The 10,278-nt window shown below is 49.8% G+C and carries 13 protein-coding genes; 5 read left to right on the forward strand and 8 right to left on the reverse strand.

Annotation, left to right across the window (positions count from 1 at the left end; genetic code table 11):
• Window positions 1–328 precede the first annotated feature (328 nt).
• Genes ACEQ15_RS08640 through ACEQ15_RS08650 form a run of 3 tightly spaced genes read left to right on the forward strand, consistent with a single transcriptional unit; the run spans window position 329 to window position 1,879 of the window.
• A complete protein-coding gene (locus ACEQ15_RS08640; RefSeq protein ID WP_370278732.1) occupies window positions 329–664 on the forward strand; it encodes a hypothetical protein in 336 nt (111 codons plus the stop codon).
• Between the two features lie 51 nt (window positions 665–715).
• Window positions 716–1,660 carry a tetratricopeptide repeat protein gene (locus ACEQ15_RS08645; protein ID WP_370278733.1) on the forward strand — a complete coding sequence of 315 codons (945 nt, stop codon included), beginning with the start codon at window positions 716–718 and terminating at the stop codon, window positions 1,658–1,660.
• A gap of 51 nt (window positions 1,661–1,711) precedes the next feature.
• On the forward strand, window positions 1,712–1,879 hold the full coding sequence (locus ACEQ15_RS08650) for a hypothetical protein (protein ID WP_370278735.1): 168 nt from the start codon (window positions 1,712–1,714) through the stop codon (window positions 1,877–1,879).
• A gap of 27 nt (window positions 1,880–1,906) precedes the next feature.
• Here ACEQ15_RS08650 and ACEQ15_RS08655 read toward each other — a convergent pair whose 3' ends face one another.
• Window positions 1,907–2,764 carry a LysR family transcriptional regulator gene (locus tag ACEQ15_RS08655; protein ID WP_370278736.1) on the reverse strand — a complete coding sequence of 286 codons (858 nt, stop codon included), beginning with the start codon at window positions 2,762–2,764 and terminating at the stop codon, window positions 1,907–1,909.
• Window positions 2,765–2,974: 210 nt separating this feature from the next.
• On the reverse strand, window positions 2,975–3,883 hold the full coding sequence (locus tag ACEQ15_RS08660; RefSeq protein WP_370278737.1) for a hypothetical protein: 909 nt from the start codon (window positions 3,881–3,883) through the stop codon (window positions 2,975–2,977).
• Window positions 3,884–4,387: 504 nt separating this feature from the next.
• On the opposite strand from ACEQ15_RS08660, the gene ACEQ15_RS08665 reads away from it, so the two are divergent.
• On the forward strand, window positions 4,388–5,269 hold the full coding sequence (locus ACEQ15_RS08665) for a hypothetical protein (protein ID WP_370278739.1): 882 nt from the start codon (window positions 4,388–4,390) through the stop codon (window positions 5,267–5,269).
• A gap of 59 nt (window positions 5,270–5,328) precedes the next feature.
• Here ACEQ15_RS08665 and ACEQ15_RS08670 read toward each other — a convergent pair whose 3' ends face one another.
• From ACEQ15_RS08670 to ACEQ15_RS08690, 5 genes are all read right to left on the reverse strand, one after another.
• Window positions 5,329–6,192: a LysR family transcriptional regulator gene (locus ACEQ15_RS08670; protein WP_370278740.1), complete on the reverse strand. Its 864-nt coding sequence runs from the start codon at window positions 6,190–6,192 to the stop codon at window positions 5,329–5,331.
• 117 nt (window positions 6,193–6,309) lie between these two features.
• Window positions 6,310–6,780: an HAD family hydrolase gene (locus ACEQ15_RS08675; RefSeq protein WP_370278742.1), complete on the reverse strand. Its 471-nt coding sequence runs from the start codon at window positions 6,778–6,780 to the stop codon at window positions 6,310–6,312.
• A 37-nt stretch (window positions 6,781–6,817) separates the two neighbouring features.
• Window positions 6,818–7,135: an antibiotic biosynthesis monooxygenase gene (locus tag ACEQ15_RS08680; protein WP_370278743.1), complete on the reverse strand. Its 318-nt coding sequence runs from the start codon at window positions 7,133–7,135 to the stop codon at window positions 6,818–6,820.
• A 27-nt stretch (window positions 7,136–7,162) separates the two neighbouring features.
• The gene (locus ACEQ15_RS08685) at window positions 7,163–7,828 is read right to left on the reverse strand and encodes a hypothetical protein (RefSeq protein WP_370278744.1); all 666 of its coding nucleotides are present in this window, start codon (window positions 7,826–7,828) and stop codon (window positions 7,163–7,165) included.
• A 99-nt stretch (window positions 7,829–7,927) separates the two neighbouring features.
• Window positions 7,928–8,239: a hypothetical protein gene (locus ACEQ15_RS08690; protein ID WP_370278745.1), complete on the reverse strand. Its 312-nt coding sequence runs from the start codon at window positions 8,237–8,239 to the stop codon at window positions 7,928–7,930.
• 341 nt (window positions 8,240–8,580) lie between these two features.
• Between ACEQ15_RS08690 and ACEQ15_RS08695 the strand changes: the two genes are divergently transcribed.
• Window positions 8,581–9,456, forward strand: coding sequence for a hypothetical protein (locus ACEQ15_RS08695; RefSeq protein ID WP_370278746.1), 876 nt, complete (start codon window positions 8,581–8,583; stop codon window positions 9,454–9,456).
• 164 nt (window positions 9,457–9,620) lie between these two features.
• On the opposite strand, the gene ACEQ15_RS08700 is transcribed toward ACEQ15_RS08695, so the two are convergent.
• The coding region (locus ACEQ15_RS08700; RefSeq protein ID WP_370278747.1) for a tetratricopeptide repeat protein at window positions 9,621–10,278 on the reverse strand (658 nt) is incomplete at its 5' end.

The raw sequence follows: 10,278 nt of genomic DNA on the forward strand, positions 1-10,278 counted from the left end.
AGAAAGCTGATGAGCGTTTATGGAGCAAGCAAGGATTAATTCTTTGATTGCTTAAAATCCACGCAGAACCGATTGCTGACGTTCAACAACGCCTGCCAAGAGAAGCAAGAGCAACATGATTGCCCCAGCACGGCCACGTCAGATCCAGACCTCCCTCCCCCGCTTTCCCACCGTGTTGATTACTCAATAGGCGGGCAGCTGAACTACAATTTCATGTAGTTTTAATATCATAAATAGCGATGCCACCGAGCGGTATGGCGAAGCTTAATTACACCTTTAAGCAACATCGTTCGTTTGAATTCTCAGGACACAGCGGGAGGTTTCGGTAATGTTATCTGATCAACAGGGTAATCCTCTCTCCGGCGCGACACCCACAGCGGTAGAGTCTTATAGTCAAGCAGTAACCGCCTTCAATCTCTATCGGGGTGATCCTTTTGCTCTCTTGGATACCGCCATCGAAGATGCACCAAGCTTTGCGATGGCGTATATCCTGAAAGCCTACCTCTGTGCCACCGCAACCGAGCCTGACGCCGCGCAGGCAGCTCTTTCGAATGTTAATAAAGCAGAAACACTTCCACTCAATGAAAGGGAAATATCTCATATTACTGCCCTGAATCTGGTACTCAGCGGTAACTGGGATGCTGCGGCGATCGCCCTGGATTAGCACAACGTCGCTTATCCCCTAGATCTTGTCGGAGTACAGTGTGGTCATTTGATGGACTTTTACAGGGCCAATGCCAGAGGATTACGCGACCGGATCGCCCGAGTCTTACCCAAATGGTCTCCCGAGATTCCCGGCTATTCGATTTTGCTGGGTATGTATGCGTTCGGTTTGGAAGAGAGCGGTAATTATGCGCGCGCAGAAGAGAATGGGCGTCAGGCGGTTGAAATGGAACCGCTCGATTGCTGGGCTCACCATGCTGTTGCTCATGTGATGGAAATGCAAGGCCGGGTCGAGGACGGTATTGGCTGGATGACTACGCGGAAACCCTACTGGTCTGGCGAGGATAATTTTTTCAAAGTGCACAACTGGTGGCATCTGGCACTGTATCATCTGGATCTGGGCCAAACCGAAGCAGCGCTAGCGCTCTATGATGGTCCGGTCCGTGAGGATCGTAGTAGCGTTGCACTTGATATGGTCGACGCCTCGGCGCTCCTCTGGCGCTTAAAAATGTTGGATTGTGATCTTGCTGACCGCTGGCAAGAGCTGGCGAAGATGTGGGACCAGCACGCAGACGGAAAGCTATATCCCTTCAATGATTGGCATGCGGTGATGGCCTATCTGGGTGCGGGACGGGATCAAGAGGTGGAGCGTATTCTCACAACGTACAAGGCACTCTCCTCTCCGGTAAATCAGGTGGAGATGTGGGCACGGCAAATAGGTCTGCCATTGGTTGAGGGTTTCGTAGCCTTCTGGCAAGGAGACTACACACAAGCTGCAGAAAAGCTCTACGGTGTGCGCGTTATCGCCAATAGCTTCGGTGGTAGCCATGCCCAACGTGACATCATTGATTGGACGCTGACAGAAGCAGCATTACGTGGTGGACACAGAGATTTAGCCGAAGCGTTAGCGAACGAGCGCTTGGCACTGAAGCCACACAGTGTGGTGAATCGAAACTTCCTTTCCCGTGCCGGATCTGGATCGGCCGCTGGGAACTGAATCATCCCAAGTACGAAGTGATTGGGACTAAATAGAATCTAAGAGGTCTCAGTGAAAATATTTGGTGCAATCGTCGCACTCTGCCTGGCTTTTTACCTGTTTTTTGAAGCGCACGGTATGGAGGGAATGGGCCTGGCGCGCTTTGGTTATATCGTGGGAGCCGTTGTCTTGATCGCGGTTACGATATTTCTGTTTGTCCCTGAAAACAGGGACGAGTAATAACAGATATAACGTGTCTTCTTTGCGTTACTCGTGCCCCAACTGCACCACCTGTTGCAGCGTCTCCAGCGCCATCTCCAGCAACTCCGTATTAATCGGATCTTTCGGGTAACACAGGTATACAGGACGGGTAAATGTAGGCGCACCGTCTACATAGAACAACCGCTCCTGGTCGATATAGCGCTCAACCATACGTTCCGGGAAGTAAGCGGCACCGCCATAGTTAAGGATGTAATCCATTCCCACCATACCAATACCCACCGACAGTCGCGGCGCCTGGGTTTCCGGGTAAGCCAGGTTATGCGCTTCGCGAAACTCATCGCCCCAGTCCACAAACACGTAATCGGCTACCCAACCTTTCTCTACGCTGCGTGGTTCCGTTGCCACCAGCACCAGGGTATCTTCCATCAACAGTTCGCAGTGCAGTTCGGCCTGTTGGCGTTTTACGTAGGTCAGCGCCAGATCCAGCGACCCATCACTCAGCTGAGCAAGCAAGCTATCGGAGTAATCCATCACCACCCGTGTACCGATGGCGGGTGCGTTGTTCTGCATCTGCTCGATCCAGGCAGGTGTAATCTGCTGCCAGAGATTCAGCTGCACACCCAAAGAGATCATCGCATCAAGCTCTTCAGGTAACGCAATCTCCTGCTTCGCCTGCTCCCAGGCACGTACCGCCGTCGTGGCGTAACGCACGAAGTTTTTACCTGCGGGGGTCAGCTCGGAGCCGTCACGCTTACGATGAAACAGCGTGGTATTGAGCAAGTCTTCCAGCACCTTGATACGGGCGCTGACGGTCGATTGAGTAATGTGCAGGTTTTCTGCCGCGATCTGAAAACTGCCGTTGCGGGCGACTTCAAGGAAGGCCCTCATGTGGTTGATGTTCATACAGCATAGCCATTTATTATTTTTGTCTTGAGCTTAGTAATATTTGATTTTTTGATCAATAAACATACTGACAAGGTGTCGTGAACAGGCAATTAATGACGCGTAACCTACTGACAGCGCAACCAAAAAAGGGCAGCCCCTATCCTCAGAGCCACCCTAAAAGTCTGCATAATATGAAGGCATTCGCGTCAGCGTCCTAACGCGATGGTGTTAGTCGATCAGATCGTCAGGACGGTTCGCCTCACGCTCATAGTGGATTGGCAGCGCACGGCCGTAGAACTGCTTAGCGCGCTCAGGGCGGTTTACAGAATCCGGCTCACGCATGTAGGTCGGCAGTGCAATGTAACGGGATGTCTTACCTTCAACCGGTGTCACACGGTGCATGGAGAAGCGACCTTTGAAGATCTGCATATCTCCCGGACGCAGCGCCAGTGAATGCACCTTGCTGTAGTCACCGTTCAGTACACGTGCAACCTCTTCTAGGTTCTCATTTTCAGGAGTACGCAGGTCCGGGTAGTACTGGAATTCACCGCCCTTCTCCGGCTCCTGAACCAGAATAGACACGGTGAATTCGTTACCGTCAAAGTGCCACGGGAAGTAATCGCCTTCGTCCATGATGCTGTATGGGTTGCTGCCCAGCGGATCTGCCCAGCGGTAGATTGGCGCAATCCCTAAGCAGTCAGATACAAACTGCAGAATCACATCGTTATCGTAGATAGCACGCAGGTCGGAGTACTGTTCCAGGATGTCGGAGTTCACAAAACCGCTGGAACGTTTTTCGAAGAAACGAGCCGGGTGATCTTCCGGAAGTGATGTGTCTTCCTTGGTCATGTATGGGTTGTGGCTGTCTTCAGACCAGTAGATCTCATCACGCTGACGCTCTACTTCCAGGCGCATGCGTTCAATGGATTCCGGCTTGATGATATCCGGGATACGGCAGCAACCTACGGCATCCAGCTCTTTGCGGCACTGGTCCACCAGCGCTTTGCGTTTTGGGGACTCAAGATCGTGGATCGGGTAGGTATCCAGATCGACCAGATCTTCCAACTCAGGCATTACAGACGGCGCTACTGTGAGCTCAACTGCATTCTGTTCGTTAATGCTAACTGCTTCTGTCATGATTCAACCTTTTTTATTTTTCGCGTTGGTAAATATTCAGTGGCCCACAGCCACGAAACCAATTTAGTTAAAAATCATGATCAGAAAAAACAGATATATGGATAGCTAAAATTAACTTTTTCGATATTCGGATCAGTTAAGCAACCCAACCTAGAGACAGAAATCCACCACCGGACAAACAAGACATACAAATCAACAACTTAAGCTCTAAACCCTTCAAGAAACGCTTGTCTTCAGAAGTACTAAAACCGGCAACAAATCGATATTTTCGATCCAGAGAATCAAATTATTTTGATTGAGGCACAGTTTCCTTAGGATGTTTAACCATCGCAAAAAACCTTCTCAAGTATTTAAAATTGCAATACTGCATCCAGAGCGTTTCTGTAGCCCCCATCGAACCTACGTTATTTAAAAAATCGATTTAAAAACGCGGTTTTATTCGTTTGCCGCCAGGCGTATCCCGCGATGAATATGTGGCTATAACAACAAGCCAATGAGGTCCCTATGACTGCCAAAACTCAGAAAGACTATGCTCTGCAACTTGAACGCCTGGCCCAGATCGTGGATCTGGAAAAATACCCAATCCACGATCTGGAACACCCTGTGACCAAGGAATTGGTCGCTCGTTGTCGCGAACAGCTGGATGACATCGGCTGCAGCGTTATCGCTGACTTTGTCCGTCCGGAAGCACAGGAACGGATGCGTCTGGAAGCACGCCGCCTGCTGCCATGTATCTTCCGCTCCGAGCAAGAGCACAATCCGTACATGACAAAGAAAGACGATCGGTTCTCCAGTGATCACCCTAACCACTACCTGCAACGTCGCACCGCAGGCTTTATCAACACCGATATCATCCCGGCAGACTCCGATATGCTGGCAATGTACGACAACGACATCATGACCCGCTTTGTCGGTGAGTGCCTGGGTATCTGGCCGATCTACACCTGGGCCGATCCGCTGGCGCGCTGCCCTTACGGGGTTCTGGAAGACGGTGACTACTTCCCATGGCACTTTGACGGTAACGAATTCACCGTTAGCGTCTCGGTCGAGCAGCCCGCTGAAGGCGGGATCTTCGAATACGCCCCGAATATCCGCACCAAGGAAGATGAAAACATCGACGCGGTAAAACGGGTGCTCAATGGTGACAAGAAAGGTGTGTACGAACTGGAATGGAAACCGGGTTACCTGCAGTTGTTTAAGGGCCGCTACGCCCTGCACCGTGTGCAGAAAGTGAAAGGTCCGGGTGCCTGGATTACCGCCCTGCCGACTTACATGACCGATCCGGATACGGTTAACCGCCCGGAGCACTCCAAGCAGTTCTACGGTCGCGCGCTTCCGATCCATTTCGAACGCGAAGCGAATCGTCCGGATAACCTGCTGGACTAATTAGTTTGTTCTGATTCCCCTTCAACGTAAAAAGCCTTCCGATTGGAAGGCTTTCTTTGTCAGGAGACCTGGATATTACTGACCTGCTTACGGATCTCATCGGCAAAACAGCGCACCGCCTCGCTTACATCACCGGGACTCATATGCAGCTCAATCTCGATCTCGCCCAGGTCCGGCAATCCTTCTGATGGTTTGATCACCCGCCACTCATCTTTAACCAGTGACTCGGACAATGCCGAGATCGCCAAGCCATTGGTGATCGCAATATCAAAACCCGTTACCCCCTGACACTCGAACGAAACAAACCAGTCCTTCTCGTTCTGGTTCAGCTTCTCGACGATGTTGTGTCTGTAGGCACACCCCTGCTCGTATAGCGCCAACGGGATCGGTTGGCTGATATTCAGCTGGTAATCCTTGGCGGCCACCCAGCAGATCTTCTCGCGGCGCACCAACTGTCCACCGGACTCCTGCGGATCTCGGGTTGCCAGGATCAGATCCAGCTCACCTTCCCGCAGGCTCTGGTATAGGTTGTGGCTGTTGTCATTCTTGATCTGGATACGGATCTTCGGAAAACGGCTGATGAACTGTTTTAGAGAATTCAGGATGTAGGCACGCGCATACCCATCGGGGATACCAAAGCGCACGACACCTGACACCTCTTCATTACTGATCGCGTTAAAGGCTTCTTCTGACAGGTTGAGAATCTTACGGGCGTAGGACAGAAGGATCTCGCCCTCGTGGGTGAGCGTGAACTGGTTATAGCTTCGATTCAGCAGCTGTTTACCTGTACCCTCTTCCAGCTTCTTCAACTGAATGCTGACCGCTGCCTGGGTACGATGCAAAGACGCGGCCGCCTTGGTGATACTGCCCGCATCCACAATCGCCACAAAGGTTGCCAACTGGCCGAAGTCGAGCCGTTTCATAGGTAATCCAAAGCCATGTAAGTCAGATCACTTGAATGTATCACTCAATCCAGCGCTTTGTAATGTGGAATGCGACATGTGGGCGAGCGATAAGACCACACGCCCTATCAACCTTTTTTAGAAGCATAGCGCTCGCAAGCTTCCGATGATTTGCACACTCTCAGGGGCGATTTGCTGCTCATCACGACACAACCAGATCGGCTTAATTCCAGCAGCGAGTGCCGGTTGTATATCCTTCACCAAGCTGTCTCCGACCATCGCAATATGCTCTTTTTGGATACCAAGCTGATCAATAATTGCAGGCAGAAACTCCGGCGTACCTTTAGCTACTCCCAGATTTGCCTGACAGAAGTAACCGGTGATGTACTGGCTCAGTCCAACACGCTCGAAAGCCCGGACAATATCCGCTTCGCTGGAATCCGCAGCACCGGTGGCAATGTAAACCTTGGCGTGATGTGACAGATAACTGAGCGCCTCCTTCGCACCATCAACCGCCTCAACCACCTCCCAATCACACATCTTTCCGGGCACACCTGGAAAATCCACCATCAGTGTGTCGCCCCAATCAAACAGGTAAATATCGATCATTGAACTGCCTTGTAGATTCGTTCAGTGGGATAGGCGATCAGATGCCGTAATCACGCTCAACCTTGGCGATGCGTGTTTTAAAGGAGGAATACCAGCGCTTATGCCCAAGCTTTTGCGCTTCCTGATGTTCCAGGTTCGCTTTCCAATTCTTGATCGACTCAAGATCAGACCAATAGGAAACGGTTATACCCACCTCTTCTCGTGCCGATTCCACACCCAGGAAGCCTGGCTGTTCTGAAGCCAACTTCACCATCCTTTCAGCCATATCACCGTAGCCGTTGTCGCCGTCAGTACGAAGAGAGGTGAAGATAACTGCGTAGTATGGTGGTTCCGGGGTTTCTGCGATGAGTGTCACGTTGAGATCCTAAAATGACTAATTGTGCTATTTGACGACAAGTTCGTATTCAATATCTTGAGCCATTTTGCTGAAGACTCCCTTATCGCGGTTGTACATGTCATTGAATCTCAATACATGTGTGCCTTTAGAAAGAGGTTTAAGCATGACCCAATAACCGTCTGTAGCAGCCGGATATACAACTGGCGGATTGTATTCCCTTGGAACCAGCCCCAACAAGTCAAAACACTCTCTCGATGCCAGCCTTGTCCCGGAAGGATTGAGAGCTTTCATCGAGTCCAGCTCTACCTCAATTGAAAGCAACTCGTCATTGTTAAGCGCCGCACTTCGCTTAACGCTTTCACATGTCGTTGAACCTTCATACCTAGGCCAATAAGCCATGTTGATTACAGGAAAAAATATGTGCTTTCCGGCGGGCACTTCACACCGTCTCTTGATCTTTGATGCACCGTATCCACCAGCAAGAAACCACACGTCACCTTGCTGGCCTACATGACAATATTTGCCTGTAATGTCTCTGACTGGACTGATTTCTTGTGGCATGGTGTATGTCCATTGCCACCAGGTATTGGCATACTCATCTAGACGCTTTCCGGCTACCAATTGGTCTGGATGAACCATGAGATCTTCCAGCGGTTGTGCATGTATGTTTGTCGCCAAAAGCAAAGATGCTGCTAAAAGTGCTTTTTTCATGAATTCCATTTCTGTATTTAATCAGTATCAACGCGCCTGCTAGCAAGTGTGTTCAACACGAGTCCAGCGCTAACCTTTTTGAACTATTTCACCGATTCTTTATGAGACCGTAAGCTTTATAGAAACCACTTCCCGCGGTTCACTACGCCTTGTGCAATCGATATCTACTTGCTCTGCTAACGTATCGCCGTAGCAATCTCTCAGGTAGCTCAAGACCTCCTTTCGACTAAACGAACTTGAGCCTTTTTGTGTGTAATAGCGAATCTTCCCACGCTCGAGTTCAATGTTTTTCTGTTCTCGTATAAACGGCTTAATCTCGTCCTTTAACTCTTTTTCTCTTAGAAGCAAATCTTGTATTTTTTTCTTCACATCAAGAAGCTCTTCTGCAATGTCCTTTACCATATCGTCCATAATTAAAACGTCCCTATTAAACTCTAAGCACATTGATAGCAACGGCAGAACATATATCCCAGACGGAGTGGTGCAGCAAAAAAAAGAGAGGTATTGAGAGGTCTAAGTTTTCCGTAACTTCGCATGCTCTTCCATCCGGGAAAATGCGTCAATTTCACGTCTATCCTCACACATCCCCGTGCGGGATGAAAGTGTCGCTGAATCTCTGAATCACAAGACGGTGATCTGGAGCACAGTCAGGTTACCGCTAATTCGAAACACCGTGCTTCTTTACGCAAAGATCAAACCTCCTCTCCCCTGTCGTCTATAGTTTTACAAGTTGAGTGACTGGAAGCGCTACAATGAAAACTAAGCCGTTACTGCTGATCTCTCTCCTCTGCCTGCCATTAACAGGCTGCAATCCGCTCAGGGAGTGGCTCCCCTTTCCTGATGCCGAGCAACAAGCCCCCAAAAGCGCTGAGTCCGAGGTATCCAGCGCCGATATCTATTATCGGTTGGGCGTTCGCCTTGCCAGTGGTAATGATGGCGATCCCAACTATCCACGTGCGCTGGACGCGTTTCAGAAAGCGGCCGAGTTGGGACATGTGGAAGCTCAATACATGTTGGGTACGGCTTATCTCAACGGCAAAGGTACTCAGTCAGACACGCAGCAAGCGGTCAAATGGCTGGAGAGGTCCGCTAAGAAAGGGCATGCGAAAGCACAGTACTCGCTGGGGAATATCTATCTGAATGGGCGAGGTGTTTCGACCGAAGAGGCTTGGGGTGTTCACTGGTTGATGCGTTCCGCAAAACAAGGTCATGGTCCCGCCCAGCTAGCAACCGGGGTCTCGTTTGCAACCGGCATGGGTGTTGTTCAGGACCTGAGTGAAGCGTCAATGTGGCTGAGGTTGGCTCAGAGTAATAACCAAAAACAGGCAAAAGCCTTGCTGGAGAAACTCCACACCAAGATGAGCGCCGAAGAGATCGCTCAAGCAAAAGCACGCTTTAAGCGCTGGTCACCACGGCGTTATACAACAGCCATTTCTCCCGCTGAAATAAGGTTTATACAACACAGCCTGAACCTGTTGGGTTTCCCGTCAGGAACGGCCGACGGATTGCTTGGACCAAACACCCGTAAAGGCATTGCGGCCTATACCTCAGACCGCGGACTGACAGAAATTGGCAGTAAGGTGAATACTGACCTGATCAATGCGATCAGGTCAGAAATGGGGGCTTGATCTGTAATAACTCCGACTTGATCTTATATCGCTTGTAAGAAGACATTGAAGCTAAGGCAGTCTGCTGTCGACCCGAAGCGGTCACAAGGTGTGTGAGATGAGTTTCGCTGCTATGTGCCCTAAGGACACCCTAATAACTTTGCGGTGGCGGCTCCTGATGTTAATCATCTGTAGAAACACATGTGATATAAAACTTCCGGATCACCAGTAAGAAGATATCTATCCGCAGGCTTGTATCCAGACGCTCTGGAGCGCTCTATATATTCTCTACCCAGCGATTTGTTAATCGGATTTCCACCCCCTCCAAAGTATTCATAGCACCCGACCATGAATTCAGAGCGCGCTTTAGACGGATAGTGACCTTCTTCCGCTGATTTTTTATACCAATAATATGCTTTCTCGCTATCCTTCAAAAAAGGAAACCTTAATCCGCGATAAAGCTGGCCAAGCATCGAGTAAGATTTTTGGTATCCTCCAGCTGCTGATTTATGAAACCAAGATAGCGCTGTTTTCGGATCTTTTTTGAACCCATATCGACCAACCAGGTGGTTCCACCCCATACCATATTGAGCCTCAGGCTGATTGTTCCTGGCAGCTTTGTTGTACCACTTTAGTGACTCATTGAAGTTTCTTTTAACAGCTATGCCTTTGATGTATATGAAACTAAGGTATAGCTGAGAGTCAGGATCACCTTGCTGTGCCTTTTTTATTATTTCAGGTACTAAGGGTTCAATCTCTTTAATGGAGAGGCGCCTAATATCTCCTTTTTCAGAAGCGTGAGAGGTCGTGATGCAAAAGATTAAAATCAATTTAATAGCAGTC

It is taken from the genome of Pontibacterium sp. (assembly GCF_964228735.1).
Taxonomy (GTDB): Bacteria; Pseudomonadota; Gammaproteobacteria; order Pseudomonadales; family Balneatricaceae; genus Pontibacterium.

Excerpts from the sequence above, each read along its gene's own strand:
- ACEQ15_RS08640 (WP_370278732.1), top strand. The coding sequence starts at position 329 with ATGTTATCTGATCAACAGGGTAATCCTCTCTCCGGCGCGACACCCACA.
- ACEQ15_RS08645 (WP_370278733.1), top strand. The coding sequence starts at position 716 with ATGGACTTTTACAGGGCCAATGCCAGAGGATTACGCGACCGGATCGCC.
- ACEQ15_RS08655 (WP_370278736.1), bottom strand. The coding sequence starts at position 2,764 with ATGAACATCAACCACATGAGGGCCTTCCTTGAAGTCGCCCGCAACGGC.
- ACEQ15_RS08660 (WP_370278737.1), bottom strand. The coding sequence starts at position 3,883 with ATGACAGAAGCAGTTAGCATTAACGAACAGAATGCAGTTGAGCTCACA.
- ACEQ15_RS08665 (WP_370278739.1), top strand. The coding sequence starts at position 4,388 with ATGACTGCCAAAACTCAGAAAGACTATGCTCTGCAACTTGAACGCCTG.
- ACEQ15_RS08670 (WP_370278740.1), bottom strand. The coding sequence starts at position 6,192 with ATGAAACGGCTCGACTTCGGCCAGTTGGCAACCTTTGTGGCGATTGTG.
- ACEQ15_RS08675 (WP_370278742.1), bottom strand. The coding sequence starts at position 6,780 with ATGATCGATATTTACCTGTTTGATTGGGGCGACACACTGATGGTGGAT.
- ACEQ15_RS08685 (WP_370278744.1), bottom strand. The coding sequence starts at position 7,828 with ATGAAAAAAGCACTTTTAGCAGCATCTTTGCTTTTGGCGACAAACATA.
- ACEQ15_RS08690 (WP_370278745.1), bottom strand. The coding sequence starts at position 8,239 with ATGGACGATATGGTAAAGGACATTGCAGAAGAGCTTCTTGATGTGAAG.
- ACEQ15_RS08695 (WP_370278746.1), top strand. The coding sequence starts at position 8,581 with ATGAAAACTAAGCCGTTACTGCTGATCTCTCTCCTCTGCCTGCCATTA.